General features: G+C 38.4%; 22 protein-coding genes. 5 read left to right on the top strand and 17 right to left on the bottom strand.

The window, feature by feature from the left end:
* From GKD17_RS07485 to GKD17_RS07545, 13 genes are all read right to left on the bottom strand, one after another.
* The gene (locus GKD17_RS07485; protein ID WP_007837955.1) at positions 1–729 is read right to left on the bottom strand and encodes a YjbH domain-containing protein; all 729 of its coding nucleotides are present in this window, start codon (positions 727–729) and stop codon (positions 1–3) included.
* Complete coding sequence (locus GKD17_RS07490) at positions 726–1,544, bottom strand: glycosyltransferase family 2 protein (protein WP_007837956.1); 819 nt, start codon at positions 1,542–1,544, stop codon at positions 726–728. The genes GKD17_RS07485 and GKD17_RS07490 overlap by 4 nt, the downstream gene beginning before the upstream one ends.
* A 25-nt stretch (positions 1,545–1,569) precedes the next feature.
* Entirely contained in the window at positions 1,570–1,998 is a 429-nt protein-coding gene (locus GKD17_RS07495; RefSeq protein WP_233525389.1) for a glycosyltransferase, read from the bottom strand.
* Between the two features lie 41 nt (positions 1,999–2,039).
* Positions 2,040–2,507: a glycosyltransferase family protein gene (locus GKD17_RS07500; RefSeq protein ID WP_007837958.1), complete on the bottom strand. Its 468-nt coding sequence runs from the start codon at positions 2,505–2,507 to the stop codon at positions 2,040–2,042.
* Positions 2,508–2,513: 6 nt separating this feature from the next.
* Positions 2,514–3,074, bottom strand: a complete 561-nt coding sequence (locus tag GKD17_RS07505) for a putative colanic acid biosynthesis acetyltransferase (protein WP_007837959.1) — start codon at positions 3,072–3,074, stop codon at positions 2,514–2,516.
* Complete coding sequence (locus GKD17_RS07510) at positions 3,067–4,212, bottom strand: glycosyltransferase (protein ID WP_007837961.1); 1,146 nt, start codon at positions 4,210–4,212, stop codon at positions 3,067–3,069. The genes GKD17_RS07505 and GKD17_RS07510 overlap by 8 nt, the downstream gene beginning before the upstream one ends.
* Positions 4,213–5,328 (bottom strand): polysaccharide pyruvyl transferase family protein, encoded by a 1,116-nt coding sequence (locus GKD17_RS07515; RefSeq protein WP_007837963.1) that lies wholly within the window; start codon positions 5,326–5,328, stop codon positions 4,213–4,215.
* On the bottom strand, positions 5,328–6,368 hold the full coding sequence (locus GKD17_RS07520; RefSeq protein WP_007837971.1) for a Coenzyme F420 hydrogenase/dehydrogenase, beta subunit C-terminal domain: 1,041 nt from the start codon (positions 6,366–6,368) through the stop codon (positions 5,328–5,330). Before GKD17_RS07520 ends, GKD17_RS07515 begins: the two co-directional genes overlap by 1 nt.
* Positions 6,369–6,454: 86 nt before the next feature.
* Entirely contained in the window at positions 6,455–7,669 is a 1,215-nt protein-coding gene (locus GKD17_RS07525) for a glycosyltransferase (RefSeq protein WP_007837973.1), read from the bottom strand.
* Positions 7,670–7,681: 12 nt separating this feature from the next.
* On the bottom strand, positions 7,682–8,941 hold the full coding sequence (locus tag GKD17_RS07530; RefSeq protein ID WP_007837975.1) for a hypothetical protein: 1,260 nt from the start codon (positions 8,939–8,941) through the stop codon (positions 7,682–7,684).
* Between the two features lie 17 nt (positions 8,942–8,958).
* Positions 8,959–10,065: a glycosyltransferase gene (locus GKD17_RS07535; protein ID WP_007837977.1), complete on the bottom strand. Its 1,107-nt coding sequence runs from the start codon at positions 10,063–10,065 to the stop codon at positions 8,959–8,961.
* A 122-nt stretch (positions 10,066–10,187) separates the two neighbouring features.
* Positions 10,188–11,546 carry a lipopolysaccharide biosynthesis protein gene (locus tag GKD17_RS07540; RefSeq protein ID WP_007837984.1) on the bottom strand — a complete coding sequence of 453 codons (1,359 nt, stop codon included), beginning with the start codon at positions 11,544–11,546 and terminating at the stop codon, positions 10,188–10,190.
* Between the two features lie 368 nt (positions 11,547–11,914).
* The gene (locus GKD17_RS07545) at positions 11,915–12,415 is read right to left on the bottom strand and encodes a UpxY family transcription antiterminator (RefSeq protein ID WP_007837986.1); all 501 of its coding nucleotides are present in this window, start codon (positions 12,413–12,415) and stop codon (positions 11,915–11,917) included.
* A 277-nt stretch (positions 12,416–12,692) separates the two neighbouring features.
* Between GKD17_RS07545 and GKD17_RS07550 the strand changes: the two genes are divergently transcribed.
* Both GKD17_RS07550 and GKD17_RS07555 read left to right on the top strand, forming a co-directional pair.
* Positions 12,693–12,890 carry a hypothetical protein gene (locus GKD17_RS07550; protein WP_007837988.1) on the top strand — a complete coding sequence of 66 codons (198 nt, stop codon included), beginning with the start codon at positions 12,693–12,695 and terminating at the stop codon, positions 12,888–12,890.
* Between the two features lie 196 nt (positions 12,891–13,086).
* A complete protein-coding gene (locus tag GKD17_RS07555) occupies positions 13,087–15,465 on the top strand; it encodes a DUF3987 domain-containing protein (RefSeq protein ID WP_007837989.1) in 2,379 nt (792 codons plus the stop codon).
* Positions 15,466–15,615: 150 nt separating this feature from the next.
* Here GKD17_RS07555 and GKD17_RS07560 read toward each other — a convergent pair whose 3' ends face one another.
* Positions 15,616–15,846, bottom strand: a complete 231-nt coding sequence (locus GKD17_RS07560) for a DUF4248 domain-containing protein (protein ID WP_005843735.1) — start codon at positions 15,844–15,846, stop codon at positions 15,616–15,618.
* Positions 15,847–16,094: 248 nt separating this feature from the next.
* On the opposite strand from GKD17_RS07560, the gene GKD17_RS07565 reads away from it, so the two are divergent.
* The 3 genes from GKD17_RS07565 to GKD17_RS07575 are packed head-to-tail and all read left to right on the top strand — an operon-like array spanning position 16,095 to position 17,113.
* A complete protein-coding gene (locus GKD17_RS07565) occupies positions 16,095–16,523 on the top strand; it encodes an HU family DNA-binding protein (protein WP_007843691.1) in 429 nt (142 codons plus the stop codon).
* 42 nt (positions 16,524–16,565) lie between these two features.
* Positions 16,566–16,667: a smalltalk protein gene (locus tag GKD17_RS07570; protein WP_005848116.1), complete on the top strand. Its 102-nt coding sequence runs from the start codon at positions 16,566–16,568 to the stop codon at positions 16,665–16,667.
* Complete coding sequence (locus GKD17_RS07575; protein ID WP_007837992.1) at positions 16,664–17,113, top strand: N-acetylmuramoyl-L-alanine amidase; 450 nt, start codon at positions 16,664–16,666, stop codon at positions 17,111–17,113. The genes GKD17_RS07570 and GKD17_RS07575 overlap by 4 nt, the downstream gene beginning before the upstream one ends.
* Before the next feature lie 108 nt (positions 17,114–17,221).
* Here the strand turns inward: GKD17_RS07575 and GKD17_RS07580 are convergent, their stop codons facing one another.
* From GKD17_RS07580 to GKD17_RS07590, 3 genes are read right to left on the bottom strand one after another with little or no spacing between them, the layout of a single operon-like run.
* A complete protein-coding gene (locus GKD17_RS07580) occupies positions 17,222–19,633 on the bottom strand; it encodes a GumC family protein (RefSeq protein ID WP_007837994.1) in 2,412 nt (803 codons plus the stop codon).
* A gap of 8 nt (positions 19,634–19,641) precedes the next feature.
* Entirely contained in the window at positions 19,642–20,433 is a 792-nt protein-coding gene (locus GKD17_RS07585) for a polysaccharide biosynthesis/export family protein (RefSeq protein WP_007837999.1), read from the bottom strand.
* 39 nt (positions 20,434–20,472) lie between these two features.
* Positions 20,473–21,876 carry an undecaprenyl-phosphate glucose phosphotransferase gene (locus tag GKD17_RS07590; RefSeq protein WP_007838000.1) on the bottom strand — a complete coding sequence of 468 codons (1,404 nt, stop codon included), beginning with the start codon at positions 21,874–21,876 and terminating at the stop codon, positions 20,473–20,475.
* Positions 21,877–22,055 lie beyond the last annotated feature (179 nt).

Genomic DNA, 22,055 nt, shown 5'->3' on the forward strand with positions numbered 1-22,055 from the left:
TCAATGTATTAGGGTACACTCATAGCGTATACCACCCGATACGCAAGTAAAATCGTGGGTAAAAGCATGCATGGACAAATGTTTCCACAGCCTGACAGCTGCTCCCACATTCACCCCGTCCGAGTCATATTCGGCCATCATCTTCAACTCTTTGCAGAAAGCGGGTATATAGCTTATCCCTCCGAATACACCTTTGTATTTATTGCCGAACCATTTGGTATTACTGTTCTTCCCACCTTCCAGATAATATCCCAAAGAAGCTGAGAGATAATGCTCTCCTCCCAGATGGAATCCTTTCGTTATCACTCCATAGTAAGATTGAAAAGTGTTGGCTCCTTTATCCGCTATCGGATCATTGGCTCCCAGTGCTATTCCCGGCAGAAACTTTCCTTCTTTCCACACACACAGCCGGATGGAGTAGGAACGATCCTGCTGATTGTATTTAGGCTTGGATGATATATAGTCCCCTTTTATTAAAGTTTCCCGATAGGCAAGCTCCAGAAAGGAAAAGAAACTGATGCTCACAAAGTAATTTCCTGTGTTGTAGTCGAATCGTGCAGGCATCATCTGTTTGGGCAGATAATTTCCTCCCAACATCACTGTTCCCGGCTTCTGCCTGTCGGCGGTAGGAATATTCATCATACCGGTAGTTCCCAGCATATATTGTGCTTGTATATGCTGATGAACTCCGATAATCAGCAAGGTTAGAACTAGTAAACGTATTTTCATTCTTTTTTATTTGCGGCGGCAGGTTGTATCAGGCTTTCTTCCTCTGCTTCCGGTATTTCACTCCATGGCAGTCTGGCTTCAATAAACTGTGGAATCTTTGAAAGAATTTTGCCTTTCAGCGCCGAGATGGGTTTTATTCCGTGACTTTTATACATTCTCAAGTCCTCCGCCCATTTCAGTTTGCTTTTTCCTGCATCAGTAGAAAGTCCCCCCATTCTCATTTTCACGATGTATTTGTTCAGGTAATATACTTTCAGGTTGGCTTCATACAGATAGCGCACCAGCAAATCCGAGTCGGCGGCTATCTTATAACTTTCGTCGTAAAGTCCCCATTTATCCATGCACTCCTTCTTTATATAGACAGTGGGGTGGAGTGGGAGCCATCCGTTTTTTACATTCTCTTTACTGTACCGTCCGCTTATCCAGTTTCGTATCATCTGGTTGGTGTCGTCATAATCTACAAAGACTCCGTTGCCATATATCATATCCGCATCTTGTTCCTCGAATGTTTTCACTATGTCGGAGATGGTGTGAGATGAAAACAGGAAATCGTCGGAGTGAATCAGACCGATAATATCTCCTGTTGCTGCACGTATTCCTTTGTTGATCGCTTCATACATACCTTTATCCGGTTCGGAAATAATTGTATCTATCCCGTTTTTATATTCATTGATGACAGCCAACGAGTTATCTTTCGAAGCTCCGTCCACCACAATGTATTCTATGTAGGGATAATCCTGTTCCAGCACACTTTCTATTGCTCCACGAATGGTGGCTTCCCGGTTGTAGCAGGAAGTGATAATTGAAACTTTCATAGATTTTATATTTGGATTAAAAATTTCAGATGGAAGAAAACCATTCTTTTAATTTTTGATTAATCAGCTTTTCAGCATTTCCTTTTTTTATTTGTTGGAAGTCAAAAGAATAGGCTTCTTTTATTTTTTGTGGTAAATCTTTTTCATCAAAAACACCGATTACACACCCCAGTTTATCCAGTTTTCTGATAAGTTGAAATTGGTCGTGGATATGTTCTGTTTTGTCGTGCCGAGGAATAACTACAATTCGTTTTTTTTGTTCCATAGCTTCAGATATTGCTCCCCATCCACCTTGCAATATTAGAATATCTGCAGATTTAATATATTGCTGCATTTCATCTTTAGTACAGAAGTCAAAAGCTTTTGCATGGCGATAATTAAAATGAGTATATCCTGTCTGTACTATCACTTCTTCTTGAGTGGTAGCAGCCCACTCGTCTATGGCTTCGGCCATGCGAACAAAAGCCATGTCCATTGTTCCTAAACTAGCAAATATCATAATACACCACAACAAATAGCGTTAGGAAATATAGTTTTCATTTCTTCCCATTGAACGAGAAATAGATCTGTATATTTTTCTATCCATATAGGGGTTTTGGATGCGTGCGTTACATCTGCAGCTGAGTTGATAAAGATCACTTTGGATTTTAGTAGCTTTTTTGCAAAGAAAACAGTAGGTACAGCTACTCCTGCTCCCGTTGTTATGATTACATTTGGGCGTTTTATTAATACCCAAAATATGGCCTGTATGCAATTTATGATTAAACTCCATTTCTTAGCAGGTTGAAAATTTACTAGGAACACATGTTCTTTGTCTTTCATGAATGCTTTTGTAGAAGTTGTTTTTAAAGTGAGCCAATAACAATTCCAATTATTGGGAATATCTCCAATAGCTAATTGTAACTCTCTTAAATGTCCTCCTGCTGAGCAGGCAAGACATATTTTGGGCTTGTGAACAGACATATTCGATTAATGTTTCAGTATTCTTTTTTTTATATATTTAGCTGGATTTCCTGCATAAACTCCCCACGGCTCTGCGTCTTTTACCATTACTGTACCTGCGCCTATCACAGCACCTTCCCCAATCTTTATATCAGGACCGATGAATGTATTAGCGCAAATCCATGTTTGATTACCTATACGGATTTCGGGGCGTAGTAGAGGAAGAGCTGGATCGGTATAGTCATGTGTGCCTGCACATACATGGACCCGATGGCTGACAGTAGCTTTTTTTCCTATTGTTACTTTACCTAAATTATAGATTAGGGTTTCTTCTCCAATGGCACTCCAATCGCCTATTTCCAGATTCCATGGGAACCAGATGACGGTGGAGGAGTAGATATGGACATGTCTTCCTATTTTAGCTCCGAATAGGCGTAGTATCGTATTTCTGTATCCGAAAGCTATACGGGGAGAATTACGGAAAAAGAATTTTCCGAATGTCCACAGTATACGTTTTACGTAGATCCATTTGGAGTAGTTTAGGTGGTTACGGTTTTCTGCTATATTCAGCTCTGTTTTACTATTCATATACAAAATCGGGTTTTTCTCCTTGATTAGTTAACCATTTATATAGCATTATCATTTTTTGAGCTGATGCATCCCATGTAAAGTTTTCACTTACTAATTTATATCCTCTATTTCCCATGCTAATACGTTCTTCGTCACTCATATTAAAAAGAGTTTGAAGCCCTTGTTTAATAGATGATACATTATCTTCTATTCTGATGGCTGCATTTGCTTCAAAACCTTCAGGTATATTGCATTGTGGAGTCATTACTACAGGAAGTTTCCATGACCATGCTTCAAGTATAGTCATAGGAAGCCCTTCTCCATGTGAAGGCAAGATGTAAGCATCTGCGTTTGCGTACATCTTTATTTTATCTTCTCCAAATAATCCTCCATGGAATGTTACAATCTCTTTTAAATTGTTGGAATGAACTATATGCTCCAGTTTTGTTTGGCAATTTTCATGATCCCAACCTACTATATCAATGATCCAATTGTTAAAGATATTAGGATTTTCTTTTTTTAAGGTGGCTATTGCTTGTAGTAAAATATCGATTCCTTTTTTAGGATGCAATCTTCCTAAATATAGTAAATGATAATTTGAATCTGGCTTTACGTATTTCTTTGTGGTTTTAGGAAGATTTATTCCATTAGGTATAATAGCTATGGGTTGTTTTAAACCATAAGCACGAATATCTTCCAATTCTTTTTGGCATAAAGCATGATAACAATTGACTGATTCTAGACCCTTTTGGAAAAATAGATGAGAAATGATCCTTTTAATTTTTCCTTGGGTAGATATAATATAAGGGTCTAGCATTCCATGAGGAGAGCAAATTATAGGGGCGGTATGATATTTACTCCATATTCCCATTAATATATGTGGATAACGCCAAAGTGCTTCCATATGCAAGATATCAGCATTGGTTGCTATCATATAACGTTTCATTTGACGTGAATATAGCAAAGGACCAGCTTTAAATAATTGTATGGGAATATTTTTCCATGATGAAATATCTTCATCAATGTGTTTGTCTGAAAAAGATATTATTTTTAAGTTGTGCTTATGAAAAGTTTTGTTTGTAAATAAATCTTTTACAGCATCAAATACCCCTCCAGCTGTCCGGGTTATAGAATATGTACAAATTAAAATGTTCATTTATGAATTAGATTGTGAAGCTAAAACGTTACTTATATATTTATACGATTGTTCTTTTATAGATTCAATAAGTGGTGTAACTTTATTGTAGTTTATTTCAGTGGCATTATTGATGTCTTCTATACTTGTTATAAATCTATTTCTTATCTCTAATGAGGATAATAAGTTTTCCATTCTTGAGTTTACTTTTTGATGTGTTCTAGGTACTACATAGAATTGTCGGTTCATAATTATTGAAAATGCTGAGCAGTGGAAAGAGTTTGTTATTACTATGTCTGCTTTAGCTATGAGCCCGATAAATTCTGTAGGACCTGCGTATCTTTCTTGGTAATCAGCATAAGTTCTAGGGTATAAGTCTTTAAAAGCAACAATTTTTTTCCCACTTTTTTTAGAAAGATATAATGCTATTTTTTTTATTGTTGCATTGTTTTCTTGGTCATAAACCAAAATATAGTTGTTATAAATAGGTAAAGTAGCAAGTTGCATCCATTGATTTGATGATAGGAGAAAAACAGGATCAACGACATGTACCCCTTTCTTGATACCTAAATTATATAATATTTTTAATCCACTGTTTTCTCTTACTGAAATATAGTTCAACTTATTAATTTGTGATTTGACAAATGATTCATGTTCTTTAGGAATTTGAGAAATAGAAAAACTGGCTGCGTATGATGCACGTGTTGCTTTCATGGGAGCAAAATCGCAATAAAAAGCTGGATCTAATCCATTTTTTATTTGTGTATTCCAAATTTGGTCACTACCACAAAAATATATGTCAGCTTCTGGTGGATTGTTTAGAAGTTCTTGAAAGGAATTATATCGTTGTGTTAAATGTAAATATTTACGTGTGTATTTGTCAAATTTTTTGCGGCTTTTTGATTGCATGATTCTTATGGGAATGACATAACAATAAAAAGCACATTTTATAAATATATTGCGATTCCATTTTGGACCGATTGCCCAAAGACTAAGGTTTTTTCTGATGTAATCAGGCATATAATCTATAATTTCTACTTGGTGTCCTTGAGATGTAAGATATGTCATTAAGGCATATGCTTGTAATGAAGCTCCGAAATTATAGACATTATGACAAGTAATTGTTTTGATTTTCATTATTTGTTATGTTTGAGATAATATTTGATTTTCATTGCTAATATTTTATCAGGTAAAGCAAAAAATAAAGAATATTTGTATCCAAAATGTGGATATAATGTTCTAAATACATTGTATCTTATGCTTTTTTTGATAGGATGATTTAGTGGCTCATTAGCATCAAGTGCTTCTTTATAAGGGCGTTCTTCCGAATATAGAGAATCAGAACATAAATTAAAAAGTGTATTACCTGCATTTGTATTGATTAATACCAATGACACCCCTTTATTTATATCTGTAATTTTAGTTGATTTTAATCCCCAAAAATCTCCGATGGTCATATCTGCATTCCTTTCTTTTCTTGCAAAATGACAAGAAAGACAAGAAGGTCGGTACGTAATTCCGTTAAAAAAACCCTTCATATAGAGATCATTACTAAGAGGACGCTGATAGCTAGGTAATATTTGATTATCTTCTATTAGTGAGAAATTGTATTGTGAATTGCTGCGAAAATTAATTTGTTTGATACGTTTTTTGAGGATATTTGAAGGAATACTTTCCTTTAAAAATTTGCATGAAGGAACTCCATGGCATATTAACTCTACAGTAAATAAATTAGGATGTTTGGAAAAACGTGCTTTTATGCCAGCTATTTGGCAAGGAGTGCCAATAAAAAGTACATTCTTTTGAGTTTTTAAATCTTCATCTATTTTGGTATATGTTTCATGAATTTCGCTTTGAACATATTTAGACCCTCTTAAACGAAGAATATTTTCAATAGTTGTACATCTAATGTGGCAGATGTTGAAAGGAGGAGTAAAAGCGCATCCGTAAATTATACCATTGTTTTTAATGAATTCTTGAGCTAATAAAGTACCTATTCCACCAGAAGTGCTTTCTATTCGTTTTTTTTCATCTTTCCAATAGCAAGCTATTATTTTTTCGGGAATTTTGTATTCTTGTTTATGTAGCAAAGGACATTTTTTTTCACACAAATTGCATTCAATACACTTATTATGATCTATTTTAGGATATAAAAATCCATATATATCTTTTTCCATTGTGATTGCATGCTGTGGACATACAGCAAAACAAGTTGCACATCCTGTACATTCTTTATAAGAACATAATGTTGGCATAGAAATATTTAGATAGATTTAAAAATAGAAATTAAGCGTTTCTCATATGTTTCAGGTGTTAATGCTTGAGAATATTGAAAAGTTTTTAGTGAAAGTTGGTCTCTATATTTGCTGTTCTCTAAAATAGAGGTAACACTATCTACAATAGCATTAACATTTTGTATTGGTATGTATATAGCAGGGAAAGCTTCTAAGTCAGTTCCGGCGCATTCTGTTGTAATAATGGGGCAACCACAACTTGCAGCTTCAATAACAGTTCCTGCAAAACCTTCTGAAAGTGTAGGAAATACATAGGCTTCCGCTGTTCTATATTCTTCTTTTAATTCAGAACTTGTAAGAGTACCTATAAAATTTAAATCTTTGAAAACTGCTATGTCTTTGTATTTATTATCAATAGAACCTATAATTCTAAAATCTAAATCTGTATATTTTTGTTTTAATATTGTCGCTGCTTTTGCACAATATATTAATCCTTTCCTTACAGGATCATTACCAACCCAAATAATTTTATGTTTTATAGGACGATAATTATAATTTGTTTCTTGGATACTGGTAGGATAGGGTAATAAGAATGCTTTTTTAGGATTAAATTCGGGATATGCCATCATTGCCTTTAATACGTATTTTGATGGAACTGTATAATAATCGGCAGTTTGTAACATTTGGCTTACATATTTTTCTCTTATGGCAATACGATCCTCATATTGTTTCTTTATTCCACGTATGCAAGAGTATTCTGGATATTTGTTTACTTCATTTAATAGGAAATTGAAAGAAATAGGATTTTCGTATATGTCTACAACAACAGTTTTGCCTTGTTTTTTAGCGTATTTGATAAACCCTAAATTTTCATAATACATATTATAAATGCAATCGGCTTCATTTATGATTTTTTTGTGTTTGCAAAAAAAATGATCTAATGTGAAATATAAAATTTCATTTAGTAATTCAGTATTTACATTTTTTTTTAATAATAGTTTTAAGGTTGGTTTGTCTGATGCTTTGATATATGACTGGGGTATTTGAGGGAGTCTTAAACATAAACGCTTAAAAATTGTTTTTTTGATACCTAGTCTTATGAATAAGTAGGATAGTTTGCCTAAAAAAGTATATCTATATGAATCAGTGAATAAGGCCTTCAGTATATTATTTTCGTAGAAGGTTTTAGGGATTGTATATCGGTGCCTAGCGCCAATCTGTGATACTATTATATTTTTTGCCATAATATAAAAAGATTAAACAATGAATTTGGTACTTGCTTTTATTTTTTTACGTTCAATAGAATAGTAGCTTAGTGGATAAATAATAAGGAAAATAAAAATTAATCGTGTATATAAATAGTCTACTCCATGAGTAAAAATTAGTGGTACGGTAGCTATAATTGACAGATAAATGAATAGACATATTTGAGACTTACATATTCTTCGCCAAAAATATCCATATAAATATCCGATAATTCCAAATAGGAAGAACCCTAAATAGGAGAAACATTTGAAGGCTGAATAATACCCTGTCATGGTTGTAATGTTGTATGTTAATTTTTGAATTGTAGATTTATCATTTACTATGTTTAACTTTAAATTCTCTTTAGCTTCTTCCCCTACTAATCTTCGGGGAATATAGTTTTGTATAAAAGTATCCCATATACTTGTACCATAATCCATTTGTCCTGTTTCTTTTAGATACCTTATTCCCTTTGCTGCATTTCCTAAATCCATTCCGACTGTGATGTCTTTTTGTATAAAAGAAGTTTTGAATGCTTCCCATAAAACTAGTTCTTGGGTGGGATTATTTTCATTGTTGGAATTTCCTACTAAGATATGTCTTATGACTGTTATACTAGCATTTAGCATTGCTCCAATTATTAGTATTGTAAATATAGATTTAGAAATAAGTTTGTGTTTTTGAGGATATTTCATACTAAGGATAAAAGAAATGGTAATGAGAAGAAACAGGCTTTCTCCTCGTGAACCTTTTATGAAGAATGCAAAGTAAATAAGAGGAACTAAAGTGCAGATAATGAGTAGATATAGATATTTGCTTTTATTTTTGCGAAAGATGAAAGTAACAATAGCACAAAATGCATATTGAGAAAAATTCTTTAGATTTGCTTGTATTACATTATCACTACCTTGAAAAGTGTCATTCCATAGGGTCATTGAATACAAACCAAGTATAGTGAAAATAAATAATATATATTTAGACTTTCTATAATTTATGCTTGAAAAGAAACTAGATGTAATTTTTTGCTTTTTTGCAATTTCAAATCCTAAAATAAAAGTAAGGTTACATGTGGCCATTATTATTCCCAAATCTCGGATAAGATATTTCTCGTAAAAAGGAGAAATATATATAGAGGATAGTTGAGGAAGTAAAACAAATATGCTAGTATAGGCCATCAAGAAAGGAGCTTGGAAAATGCCAAGTTTCTTCTTGTAATAATAAATTAATATTATTATATTAATTATAAGATATAAATAGAACCAAACACCCATATTGTACGATAATGAAGTTAATGACTTGTGTCGAGCCACGGTGCTATTGCATGTGGAGCAGAGGAGAAGTAATACTGAATGATATGATTGAGATAATCTCCAATTATGTCTGGATGAATTTTATTATTCGCCCATTTTTGTATGCTTTGTCTATTTTCAATAGATAATGGACCTTCAATAAAAATTTGTTTCATAATTCCATTTAATGAACTCAATTTAGATCCATCAAAAACATATCCTAAGTGTGAATCTATTAGTGGAAAAATAGATGCACCACAGTCTTTGCTTACAAGAACTTTGCATCCAGATTGCAGTCCTTCGTTAACTACAGCTCCCCAGCCATCGTATAATGAAGGTAATATTAGGTAGTCTGCATTTAACATTGCATTCCGAACCTCTTTATAATCTCTTTTACCGTGATAATGTATATTAGTGGAATTTGATATTTTTTTTATAAGTAATTTATCTAATGTCCAAGAACCGTAAATATCAAAAATAAACTGTTGGCTAGAATAATTTTGCATGTATTCTACAAAAGGAATTATGTTTTTTCTTTTATCAATGGCACCAACGTAAATAAATCTTATAGTGTTATTTTTTTTTGTGACTTCTAATTTTGTAGGAAATGTTATGTAGGAAAATTGGAATAATTTGTGTGGTGAAACTAACATTCTTTTGAATGTTCTTTGGGCATTAAGTCCTGTTAGTCCATAACCTTTAATCTTTTTTCTGTATGTAAAATGTAGATATAAGAACCATTTTATAGCATTTATTTTACCTTTTAAACCTTGAGTTTGGAAAGATTCTTGTGGCAAAGAAAATACATTATATCCTTTTTGGCATAGAATTTTTAGGGCTTTGTTATTTAGGCTTCCTTGTTTTAGTGCTGAATTAATGTGAAGAGAATTTTCAGTTTTTCTTTTGGAAATGATTTTATAAATGTCATCTATATTTTCGCATTTAATAAGGTTAACGTTGGCTGATAGGTCTGAAGGAATGCGTTCTTCTCTTTTTTGCTTAGTTGGAAGAATAATGGCCCAAACTTCATAATATCTTGAAATTGATTTAGCTAGTTCGTAGCAATGGGTGGTTACCCCTCCCCAAAAAAAAATACTTTTTATCATATTGTTTTACGGTTTTCTTTGGTTGATATTTTATATATTGTCAGTATATAATGTAATAGATTTATTGTTTGTAGTATGATAATTTAAACAACTTTTTATTTATAGTAATAAGTGTAATTCTTTTATTTGTGGAAGATGATTTTATTTATTTGTTGCTTTGCTAGTGATATAGGGGAATAAAAGAAAGAGGAGGCTGTGTCATTAGTAAGTATCATTGCTCTTTTTATGACATGATAGCATAAAAGTAAGTCTAATGCTAATTGAGAATAAACGAACACTTCAATATCTTTATAAAATTGTATTAATGTTATAGATAGTACTAGTGCTAATATTGAACTTGAAAAAAGATAACTGCAAAATTGTACATGTTTATTGGTAGCAATCATAACAACATTACTTGTGTCCCATAAGTTGCGAATAATGGTTAAAAAGCAAAATGAAAAAGCTAGAGAATAGTCAAATGCTATTTTATTATTAGTCCAAATTTCATAAATAGTCTTTCCAAAGATCATGATAAATATCGTTATGATTATTGTGAGCGGAAAAGCTATGGAGAAAGCCTTTCGATGTAAATTACGCATTCTATTAATATCATTTTTTCCATAAGCTATTGAATATTCAGGCCAAATAGAGGATTGTATAATATTAATAATCTTTCTTACAAAAGATGTAAGTGTTCGGATTGTATTATAGCCTACCATAGCTTCAACTCCTAGAAATTTGTTGACAAGAATGGTAAAACCCTGATAAATCATAATATTGGAAATTGGATATCCCATAAATGCTAATGATGGAAAAAGTAATTCTTTAAATAATTTTGTATCATGATATTTCCATTTAGGGGTATATGGAAATAAAGACTGAATTTTGATGAATTTGTAGAGTACAATACAAATGTCTGATATGACAAACATATATGCAATATAAATCATAGAGTGAAATATTACTATACCAGATATAATAGCTATTAGATTTAATATTATATTAATCTGTCCAATCAATATTGCTTTATATGCTTGGGAGGTTGCACGATATATAGAATCTAAAACGGTACCAATCATTTTTATGAATACACTTAATGTCATTAATAAAAATACACCTTGTGCTATTGCTTCGCTAACGGTATGTAATCCTAATCCCGTTTTTATATTCCATAAAAATAGATAAGTAATACAACCCAATAGACTTAGGATTCCAACAAAAAAGATTAGTAATAAATTATTTGTTAATAACGAGCGACAAGTTTCGTATTTTTTTTGAGCATAGTCTATAGAAAATCTATTTTGTGTAACAGAATTTAATCCTGCATCTGTCATTCCAAAAATGTTAGCTATCGCCGTCAGTAATATCCAATCTCCATATTCTTCAACACCCCAAAGGGTAAGAAAAAATGGAACAATAAGGATTTGATTACATAATTGTACACTAAATCCAAATCCACTTGCAAGAAAGTTTTTTCTGATAGGGGTCTTAAGATTCATTATTTTTATTGAATATGAAACTATTAATATTTACTTGTATATATTCTTTAATTATGAGGTGAAAAAAACTGTTTATCAACTAATGGATATTGTTTAACATTAGTCATTCTTTTCTTAGAGTTTTATATTCTAAGTGTGAGCGTTACCTCCTGTTCTCTTATTACTATTATGGATCAAACGTTTTTTTTATAAATTGCTAGATGACAGAGAAAATCTCATTCAAAGTGTATGACAAAAAAATGTATTTATTTTTGTAATATTCTTTTTCATTCTTTCCATACGGAAAAACTAATGTGAAGAACTGGAAATGATATATCTCTATTTTCTTAATAGTCGGAATATGTGGACTTCCAGATAATCGGAAACTTTTATTTCATCTTCTCCACAAACCCCACCGGCATATCAACCCCCGCACATCCCAACAAATCCAGTCTCACCACCACTTTCGCCTTTCCATCCACTTCCACCAGTTCTCCTTCCAGTCCCTTTAGCGGACCTTTGACCACTCGTATCAATTCTCCCGGAACCAATGGTGCGGCACACATCTCCACCGCCTCGTCCGAATAATCCAGCATAAATTTGAACCGTTCCATTTGCTCGTCCGGAATCACCGCCGGAGTATGTTCGCCATGCAGCACCATATACCGGCTGATGGCCGACAGCGTGAGCACCTGCGAACGTTCCGCCACATCCACATGGACAAAAATCATCATAGGGATAACCACCCGTTCTATTTTCTTTTTCCGGTAAGTCCATTGGCGGATTTCTTCTTGTACAGGCAGGAAGTTTTCTATATTCATTGCAGTCAGCCGTTCGGCCGTCTTCTTTTCGTGGTGAAGGCGGACATACGCCACTAGCCATTTTTTCATATTCGGAGGAAGGAAAAGTAATGTTAGATGTTATAAAAATTGAAAGAAATGATGCCTCTTAAGCACGCTACGCTGTTACCTGTGTCATTCCCAGGTAAGCTTGTCGTTAAATTCTGATGCAAATATAGACAATATTTTACGATAACAAGCTATTTGTTCGCAAAAAATGAAAAAATTAACAAGAATAATACATTTATTCCTACTTTTGTACTTTTTATATTTTAAATCATATTAACATCATGGAAAAATCAAGATTTATAAGAAAAATAATGGCAGATTGCAGTTCTTTCAGGAACTGGAGATAGTAATGGTGAAATATCGCCTGTCCGGTGAAGGATACACCGATGAGGAAATGAGGGTTTTGAAACACATGTGTAAGGATACACTGGCTGATATAAACGAGTTTATGCGGAAAAAGGAGGAAAAGAAGAAGAAAGAACGGAAAGAGAAGAAAAAGAGGAAAGAAAGGAAATAGGAATAAAATGTAAAAAACACTAAAAGGAAGTCTCCCGGTTATTTGTACACTTGTGTAATGAATGGGTGTTGTAAATCAATACTTTATGTTTGGTTAGTGTACAATTTTAACTTTTGATTGTATGGGTTTGCAATATACTTTTGTTTTCATGGTGGAGGGAAATGCCCTCCTTTTGATAATTTAAATTCATACATGAATGGTTTATACCGATTTATGCTCTTTCTATTTCTCGGTGTTTGATGAACATGCCGTGGATATGACATTGAAAGAGTTTGTGGAACTTCTGCGTGGCGAACGTTGGAAAGCGCAAGTGGAAGAGTATCAGCGCCTGAAGGCTTCGGGCCGGGAGACAGAGGCCAAGAAATTAAAGAGAAAACTGGCCGCGCTGGTGATAGCCGGGCGTTGCGAAGGGAGCCATGCCGAAACTAATCTGAAGCAGTGGAGCGGGGACGCCATGCTGGATGTGGATAAATGTAACGGCCGTGTGTCTGAGTTCTTGCAGGTCTTGAAGGACACTCCTTGGGTGAAGGCGGCATGGCGCAGCGTTTCGTACGACGGGCTGAAGCTGGTGGTGCGTGTGGAAGCAGAGAGTGTGGACGAGTATCGTCTGGCATACGCGTTGGTGGCATGGCACGTGGCGCAGCTTCTTGCCTTTCCCTGTGACATGAGTTGCAAAAATCCCACCCGTCCTTGCTTTGCGTCGTATGATCCGGAAGCTTTTTTTCGTCCGGATACCGAAGTTTTTCCCTGGCGCCGCTTTGTGACGGAGCATCCCGACAGGGTGGGGGAGATTCTGGCAGAGTTGAAAGTGAAGACCCCGGCAAGTGCATCCAAGCCTCTCGTTGCGGCTTCGGGCATGCTGCACACATTCTTCAACGAGTTCTTGGCGCAGAATCCCTTTGTGGATGGCAAAAAGAATGAGTTTTTGTTGAAGCTGGGACGTATCGCCCGCTATAAAGGAGTGGGGGAAGAAGAGTTGGTCCGGCTGAAAACGCTGGCGGTGGAAAGGCTGGCGGGTATGGGGTGTGCCGCCGGGGATATACCTCCGCGCATAGACTCCGGATACCGGTATGCCGACATGAACAAGGGTTCCGAAACACCTGCTTCCAGGGCTCACAAGGCTCAAGGCTCACTTAGGCGGTATTCTGATTCCGGCGAAGAGGGTGAAGAGGCTGAAATAGAGAAACTTGAGGCTGACAAATTGCGCCGCAATGTTCCGTGTCTTCCGGATGAACTGTTCGACCGTTTGCCCGACTTTTTGAAGCGTGGTTTGACACACGTCCGCAACAAGCGCGAGAGGGATATTCTGTTGCTCTCCATGATTACCAACATCAGCGGTTGTCTGCCGGGGGTGAGGATGAATTATGGAGGAATGGTTTATTCCGCCGATCTCTACCTGGTGGCTTTAGCCGGTTCGGGCAGAGGAAAAGGGGTGATGCAACTGGCGGCAATTCTGCCCGCAGCCATTCAGGGGTATTACGATGAACTGAACAGGAAGGATGAGCGTGAGTACCGGCAGAAATTGCTGAAGTGGAATCTGGAGGAACGGCTTGCCGCTCAGGAAAAGAGGGTTCCCGATTTGGACCAATGCCCGGAGATGCCGGTAGAACGCATCCTGAAGGTGGCTCCCAATATTTCGAAAAGCCAGTTGATATTGGCTTTGGAGGCGGGTGGATCGGTCGGCTTGGTGATGAATGCCTCCGAGCTGGATATGATAAGTTCTGCCATGCACCAGGAGTATGGAAAACATGATGATGTGATGCGTGCCGCCTCCCAGCACGAGGAGGTGTCTTCTTATTTCAAGACGGATCACCGGCTTGTTATTGTGAGTGATCCTCATCTGGCATTATGTGCTTCGGGCACTCCCGCCCAGTTGCATAAATTTATTTCTTCGCTGGAGAATGGGATGTACAGCCGTGTGGCTTTCTATGTGGGACAGGCCCCCTGGGAGTATAAGTCTGCCAATCCCGGCAAAGTCCGGCTGGATATGCGCGCTTATTTCAAAGGGATGGGCGAGGAGCTGCTGCGTATGTTTATCTTTCTCTCCGGATCGTCTACCGAGGTGATTTTCACCGAGGAACAATGGAAAGAGCATACGGAGCGTTTCAGAACGTATCTGCGTGAGGTAGTGGCGGAAGATGATGATTCTCCGGGTGCTATTGTGCTGCGCCACGGACTGATGATGTCTCGTATTGCCATGGTGCTGACTGCATTGCGTAAGTGCGAGCCGCAATGGAATACATCGGAGTGGAAATGTTCGGATGAGGATTTCCGTACGGCCATGCAGATAGTGGATGTGTTGCTGGAACACAGTTTGCTGCTTTCCACTTCCATGGATGATACTGCCGGAAGAATCAGGCCGGTAAAGGCTTTTTTCAAACTGCGTCCCATCTTGAGAACAATGCCGCGTGAGTTTACATATTCGGAGCTGATGGCGGCTGCCAATGAAGCAGGGTTGCCTACAGCATCCGTGAAACGTTATTTGTTGCGTTTGGTGTATTATCAAATCGTTGAGAAAGAGGATGGTAAGTATAGAAAGACCGGTAAGTCTTGGCCTAAATTACCGCCTAAGTGAGCCCTGAGCCTTGTGAGCCTAAAATACTGGTAAAAAAGGTCCTGTTGTTTTCAAAAAACAACAGGACCTTTCCGGTAAAACAACAGGGGATTTAAAAAAAACAACAAGGTCTTTCGAAGTAAACAACAGGTCCTTTGGGAAGCGTATGTCCTAAGGCTCTCCCAGATGCCTCACTATGATTGCCACTTCATGCTTCAGAAAGCTGTGGCGGAATTTGTTGTAGCCCGCTTCGTTTAATTCTTCCTGCAGCAGCATATTTCTCCGCATCCAGCGATATAGGGTTTGCAGGGCTGCCGCAGCGGTCCGTCCGGGGCTATATAATTCTGCCAGTTCCGCTTTGTCATACGCTCTGATAATGAATGCTTTTTCTTCTTGGTTCATGTTCTTTTATCTGTTTTGATTATAGAGTAAAGATACACAAAATGTCCTTGTTTTCCTACTCTGCCTGTAAGTTATTCTCGACATTTCTCGACAATGTTCTACGGCTCTCTACCAATGTCGACACAGGGCTTCCGCTTCATCGTATCTTTGTAGTGTAATCAAAAGTCAATCATAGCCGGCTTAGTGATTAATAGTTGATTGTCAGTGTGTTTCTTAATTTAAAAGTTTTAATTTTTAATTTTAAAAGTATGGGAAGAACAGTTTCTTATTCGGTAGTAAAGCGTAATAATCCGCTTGATCAGGATGCGGTGCCTAAGTTTTATGCACAAGCTCAGGCCAATGGCCATGTAGAGATTCGCGAAATGGCGGATCGTATTCAGAAGACCTGTACGGTGACGCGTGCGGATGTAATGGCTGTGCTTGTTGCTTTGGAGGATGTGATTATGGAGGCTCTGGAAGGGGGTGAGATTGTAAGGCTTGCCGATCTGGGCACTTTCCAGATAGGTCTGAGCGGAAGAGGTGCGGAAACGGAGGATACGTATGATGTGTCGATGATTAGAAAAGCGCGTATCAATTTCCGTCCGGGTATTGCGCTAAGCGGTATTCTGGCAGCACTGAAATATACGAAAGTGGATAAATTGCCGGTGAAAACGAAGGAGGAGCAAAAACCTGCTTAAGTAGGTGGCGGACAAGTGTTTAATTTAAAAAAAAACTGTAGAATGAAAGGTAAATCTGTTTGGAGCACTATTTTGAAAGTGGTGATTGCAGTAGCTACGGCTATTGCGGGTGTAGTAGGAATCAGCTCGTGCATAGGAGGATGAGAGTGATTAATCTGATTGTTGTCCACTGTTCCGCCACAAAGGCGGACAGGGACTTTACCGAACAGGATTTGGAGGTGTGCCACCGCAGGCGTGGAATGAACGGACCCGGATATCATTTTTATATCCGTAAGAACGGGGATATAAAAACAACCCGTCCCATAGAGAAAATCGGGGCGCATGCGCGTGGGTATAATGCGCAGAGTATCGGGATATGCTATGAGGGGGGAGTCAGCGAGCGGGGCAGGCCGGCGGATACGCGGACGGTGTGGCAGAAACATTCATTGCGTGTACTGGTCAGGGCGTTGCTGGTGGATTATCCCGGTTGCAAGGTTTGCGGTCATCGGGATTTAAGTCCGGATTTGAACGGAAATGGTGAGATAGAGCCTGAGGAATGGGTGAAACAGTGTCCCTGTTTTGATGTTTCAAAAGAAAAGTATAGTAAATAATATTTATATATTAAAACATAATAAGACTAATTCTCTTCTGAATTTGTTAAAATATTAACGTTCTAGAAAGAGGATTAGTCTTATTTTATTATGTAATTAATTTTGAAATTACTTTTTGTTTACATTTTCTGCGCCGTATCCATAGCCGTAACCGTATTTTTTACCATATCCGTAATACTTGCCATACTTGCCGTATCCATAGTAATATCCGTACTTTTTTTTCTTCATGTCCAGTCCGTTGATAATGGTACATAGGTTGGGCAGTTTTTTCTGTTCGCCCAGTTCGTTGATTAAAGTATAATCTGCCTTGTGGGTGTAGTCTGCCCGGCACACATAGATGCTGGCATTGGCTACTCGCGAAATCAGTTGGGTGTCGGTCACCATGCCGATGGGGGCGGTATCCAGAATGATATAGTCAAAATGCTTTTTCAGTATGTCGATAGCCTGAGGCAAAGATTCACATGCCACCAATTCGGTCGGGTTGGGAGGGATAGGACCTCCGGGCAGAATGGACAAGTTAGGATTGATGTTTGAAACTTGTACCAGCGACATCAGGTCGGTATGTTCCGGATTAGCGAGGAACTGGCTGATGCCTTGTTCCTTGCGTGACAATTGGAAAGCTTTGTTCAGACCCGGCTTGCGGATGTCAAGCCCCACAATCACGATTTTCTTTCCTAATAAAGCCAGGCTGACAGCCAGATTGGAAGCGATAAAGGTTTTGCCTTCTCCTGTAGTGGTGGAGGTAACCAATATAACTTTCTCGTTACTCTTCATCATATAAAGTACATTGGTGCGTACATTACGGAAAGTTTCGGCCATCAGGTCGTTTTGGTTTTCGTGTACTACAATGGCTCCCTCCGAAGATTTATTTTCAGAGAAAGGTACGTCACCGACTATAGGAAGGGATGTGATTTTTTCCACATCGGCACGTCCTTCTATCTTGTATTTAAAAAGCTCGATGATATAGATCACGGCAACCGGCAGAGCGACGCCTAGAATCAGTGCTACCAGATAAATCATCTTTCCTTTGGGAGATACGGGGATGGCATCTGCCAGCGCTTCGTCTACTATGCGGGCATTGTTGGCGGTAGATGCCAGAGTGATGGCATTTTCTTCACGCTTTTGCAGCAGCATCAGGTAAAGTCCTGCTTTGATTTCCTGTTGGCGCGAGATGCTGACTAGCTGGCGTTCCTGTCCCGGAGCATTGGTGATGCGTCCGGCATATTTGCCTGCCTGGCGTTCCAGATCCGCCTGGGTGATGGCCAAGCCTCTTTGCACGCTGTTGATGGTGGTCAGCACATTGCTGCGCATGGCGCGGATGCTGGCATCCAGATTGACTACCACCGGGTTGTTTTCCTGAGAGGAGCGGAGCAGGCGCTTGCGTTCCAGCAGCATCTCATTGTAGCGGTTGATCAGTTCGGTCAGTCCGGTATCTGTCAGGCCTACATTGACAGGAAGTACTTCGTAGGCATGATCCGGATTGTTGGCATAGCTGGCCAGGAATTGTACCAGCCGGAGCTGGGTGCTGTTTTCAGCACGTTTTTTTTCGTATTCCGAGTTTTCACTCAATGCCAGTTGGGCGTCGCTTTTCAAGTCGGTCAGCCCGGCATCGCGCTTGAAGGTTTCCAGTTCTTGTTCCGTAGTTCCCAATTCACCGTTGATGATATTAATACGTTCATCAATAAATTCTGCGGTCTTGGTGGCCACTTCGTTTTTATCGTCGTTGGCATCCCGGTTGTAGATTTCCACCAGTTTGTTGATAAAATCCATACCACGTTGCGTATGCGTGCTCTTTACAGAGATCTGTGCGATAGTGGTGGATTTGGAAGTAGGCTCTATGCTCAATGCTCCCCGGTAGCTGCCGGCCACACTGCGGGGGGAAGAAACGGTAGCCATGATTTTTTGCTCGCTTTTTGCGATTGTCGAATCAGCCGGGGTGAAGCTGAAAGTCCCCGACGGAGTGGTCAGCAAGGCAGGCAGTTTGTCGAATTGCTTGCTGTATTCCTGTTCTCCTATTGTGATCTTCACATTCAGTTTATTGCCCGGTTGCAAAGTCAGGTTGATATATGCCGGAGCAGGGAGTTTCTGAGCTTCTTCAGGGGTAATCCATACTTTGACAGGGGAACTTTTGTAAAGTTCTATATCATGAAAACTACTTTTTGCCGCATAGCTGATGTAAAGATCCAGTTCTTCCACTACTTTCTTGATAAGCGTGCGCGATTGCAGGATTTCTACCTCATTGTCAAAATTGTTGATGGAAGAATAAAATCCCAAGTCTTCCAAGTCGGCCATGCCGCTGCTTGCTTTGCTGTTTTTGTCATTGTCTTTGATGATGACGGACGCCGAGATGTTGTATACCGGCGGGGTGTAACGCAAATAAAGCCAGGCTCCTGCCATGCATAACAGAATGCATGCCACGAACCAAGGCCAATGAATGGTATATTTAAAAAGAACCGCTTTAAAATCAGTCTTTTCTTCTTTTTCTTCCAGATAGAGGTCGTCGTATAAATCTTCTTTCATAATTCTGTTTATTTGGCAATGGTTACTATCAGGCTGACGAGTGAGACAAGGGTTCCCACTACAGAGAACCAGATTGTAGTACTGTTGCTGATTCCTGCATTTTTGGCTTTGGTCTTATTGGGAGTGACATACACTACATCATTCTGCTGGAGGTAGTAGTAAGGAGATACGATGATGTCGGCATCGTTCAGGTTCAGCGGGATAATTTGGCGGTTGCCTTGCGCGTCTTCACGGATCAGTTTCACTTTGTCGCGTTGTCCGTATACAGTCATGTCCCCTGCCATAGCCAGTGCTTCCATGATATTTACTTTTTCATTGGTGATGGTGAATGTACCGGGGCTGGCAACTTCTCCCATCACAGAGATTTTGTAGTTTGCCATGCGTACATTTACAATAGGGTCTTCTTTGATATAGGTCTTCAGTTTCTCCTTTATCATATTTTCCGCCTGGCTTTTGGTAAGGCCGCCGATGTGCAATGTTCCCAAAACAGGGAAATCAATGTTTCCGTTATTGTCTACCAGATACTGTTGTAAAGATGGTTGGCTGGTAAGGTTTTTGCTGTTTGCCGTGATAGGGGTGGCTACCGTCAGATTAAAGGGAATGGCGGCATCGGGATCGCTGGTATTCACCGTGATAGTCAGCAAATCTTTAGGCATGATGTGTGCATCATACAAGGGTGTTTTGACATTTGCCATGTCCAGATACTCGGACCCTTGCAGGTAAGGTACTTTTTTGTAGGCGCTGCAACTACATAGTAGTAGTGAAACCAGCGCGAATAGGGTAAGTTTCAATCTTCTCATTTTTTGGCTCTCTATTAATTTTAATTCTCTATTTTGAACTTAATAAGCTTGCTTGTCTTTGCGTAGCACATTTGCCACGGTTTTGTACATGATATAAAGGTCGAGCAGGAAAGACCAGTGCTCCATATACCATATATCGGCTTTCACACGTCCTTCCATGTCTTCCAGCTCACGGGTTTCGCCACGGAAACCGGTCACTTGCGCCCATCCCGTGATACCGGGTTTGATGAAATGGCGGACCATATATTTATTGATTATCTTGGAATATTCTTCCGTGTGTTTCAACATGTGAGGGCGTGGTCCCACAATGGACATATCTCCCAGCAATACATTGATGAATTGCGGAAGTTCGTCAATATTGGTCCGGCGCATGAAATCGCCGAATTTGGTTTTTCTAGGATCATTGAGGGTGGCCTGTAAGGTGTCCGATTCCTTGTTCACTTTCATAGAACGGAATTTATAACACCAGAATTCTTTATTATTCAATCCATTACGTTTCTGACGGAAGAATATGGGGCCCGGAGAAGTGATTTTAATGGTCACTCCTACAATAAGGAATATAATGGGGAACAATGTGCATAAAAAGAGTAATGAGAAGGCTACATCGAATATGCGTTTTATCAGCCTGTTTTCTATTTTTCCCAAAGGTTCCTTGCGGATGCTGAGAATAGGGACACTGCCTATCATTTCAAAGTACATACGGTGGCGCAGGTAGTTGCGCACATTGGGCACACTGTAGAAATGTATCAGGTTGTTTTCGCAATAATTAATGACCGGCACGATACATTCGCTTAATGCCGAGGGCAGGCAACAATAAAGTTGGTTCACTTTGTTTTTTGTCAGGTAATCAATGGTTTGCTCCGGCTTTCCCAAATAAGTACAACTGGCAGGGAACTTGGCATTGGGGGTTGTGTCGAAGTATCCCAGTACCCGGTATCCGGTAGTGGCGTCGGAGGTCATTTCATGATAAAGTTCGGCTATATTTTCGGTGCTTCCCAAATAAAGGACGGTACGGAAATTACCTCCACGGCTTCTGTATAGCTGTATGCAGAAACGGAAAAGCAGACGATAGAAAGTGATGCAGAGGAAAAGTAGAATGAAATAATAGACAAAAAAGCGATTGGAGTATATTTCAAGTTCTGATAGTACAATTAAGCTTGTTGACAATAGGGAGAAATAAAAAACGTTACGGAGTGCCCGGAATACAATTTGATCGGCACGGGCTCCTCGTCGATGTAATATGACACCTCCTGAGATAGTGCACGCAAAATAGCATACGCTGAATAGAGTTAGAATTTGGGGTAAAGTGCCACTGTAGGCCCTCTCCCCAAACAACTCGTTCCATATTGAATTAAATGAGATGAAAAGTACATTCAGAATGACTAAATCTCCTAGAATGACTGCTAATTTAAGTGCTTTATTAAATCTCTGAACTTGTATCATAGGTTAAATTTTTTAGATGTCAGATCTATATTATGTTTTTAAAAGGTGTGTTTTAAATATGTCACTTTTTTTCTTTTTAATATCCTTCTGTTACTTCGTAAGTAACAGAACGTGAATTAATGGATTAGTTGTATAATTAATATTCTGTCGTTTTATAAATATATATAAGAGATAACTAT

Source organism: Phocaeicola dorei, assembly GCF_013009555.1.
Lineage (GTDB): Bacteria > Bacteroidota > Bacteroidia > Bacteroidales > Bacteroidaceae > Phocaeicola > Phocaeicola dorei.

Bases quoted from the DNA above. Each gene is read 5' to 3' on its own strand.
- GKD17_RS07485 (WP_007837955.1), bottom strand. From the start codon at position 729: ATGAAAATACGTTTACTAGTTCTAACCTTGCTGATTATCGGAGTTCAT.
- GKD17_RS07490 (WP_007837956.1), bottom strand. From the start codon at position 1,544: ATGAAAGTTTCAATTATCACTTCCTGCTACAACCGGGAAGCCACCATT.
- GKD17_RS07495 (WP_233525389.1), bottom strand. From the start codon at position 1,998: ATGGCCGAAGCCATAGACGAGTGGGCTGCTACCACTCAAGAAGAAGTG.
- GKD17_RS07500 (WP_007837958.1), bottom strand. From the start codon at position 2,507: ATGTCTGTTCACAAGCCCAAAATATGTCTTGCCTGCTCAGCAGGAGGA.
- GKD17_RS07505 (WP_007837959.1), bottom strand. From the start codon at position 3,074: ATGAATAGTAAAACAGAGCTGAATATAGCAGAAAACCGTAACCACCTA.
- GKD17_RS07510 (WP_007837961.1), bottom strand. From the start codon at position 4,212: ATGAACATTTTAATTTGTACATATTCTATAACCCGGACAGCTGGAGGG.
- GKD17_RS07515 (WP_007837963.1), bottom strand. From the start codon at position 5,328: ATGAAAATCAAAACAATTACTTGTCATAATGTCTATAATTTCGGAGCT.
- GKD17_RS07520 (WP_007837971.1), bottom strand. From the start codon at position 6,368: ATGGAAAAAGATATATATGGATTTTTATATCCTAAAATAGATCATAAT.
- GKD17_RS07525 (WP_007837973.1), bottom strand. From the start codon at position 7,669: ATGGCAAAAAATATAATAGTATCACAGATTGGCGCTAGGCACCGATAT.
- GKD17_RS07530 (WP_007837975.1), bottom strand. From the start codon at position 8,941: ATGGGTGTTTGGTTCTATTTATATCTTATAATTAATATAATAATATTA.
- GKD17_RS07535 (WP_007837977.1), bottom strand. From the start codon at position 10,065: ATGATAAAAAGTATTTTTTTTTGGGGAGGGGTAACCACCCATTGCTAC.
- GKD17_RS07540 (WP_007837984.1), bottom strand. From the start codon at position 11,546: ATGAATCTTAAGACCCCTATCAGAAAAAACTTTCTTGCAAGTGGATTT.
- GKD17_RS07545 (WP_007837986.1), bottom strand. From the start codon at position 12,415: ATGAAAAAATGGCTAGTGGCGTATGTCCGCCTTCACCACGAAAAGAAG.
- GKD17_RS07555 (WP_007837989.1), top strand. From the start codon at position 13,087: ATGGTTTATACCGATTTATGCTCTTTCTATTTCTCGGTGTTTGATGAA.
- GKD17_RS07560 (WP_005843735.1), bottom strand. From the start codon at position 15,846: ATGAACCAAGAAGAAAAAGCATTCATTATCAGAGCGTATGACAAAGCG.
- GKD17_RS07565 (WP_007843691.1), top strand. From the start codon at position 16,095: ATGGGAAGAACAGTTTCTTATTCGGTAGTAAAGCGTAATAATCCGCTT.
- GKD17_RS07570 (WP_005848116.1), top strand. From the start codon at position 16,566: ATGAAAGGTAAATCTGTTTGGAGCACTATTTTGAAAGTGGTGATTGCA.
- GKD17_RS07575 (WP_007837992.1), top strand. From the start codon at position 16,664: ATGAGAGTGATTAATCTGATTGTTGTCCACTGTTCCGCCACAAAGGCG.
- GKD17_RS07580 (WP_007837994.1), bottom strand. From the start codon at position 19,633: ATGAAAGAAGATTTATACGACGACCTCTATCTGGAAGAAAAAGAAGAA.
- GKD17_RS07585 (WP_007837999.1), bottom strand. From the start codon at position 20,433: ATGAGAAGATTGAAACTTACCCTATTCGCGCTGGTTTCACTACTACTA.
- GKD17_RS07590 (WP_007838000.1), bottom strand. From the start codon at position 21,876: ATGATACAAGTTCAGAGATTTAATAAAGCACTTAAATTAGCAGTCATT.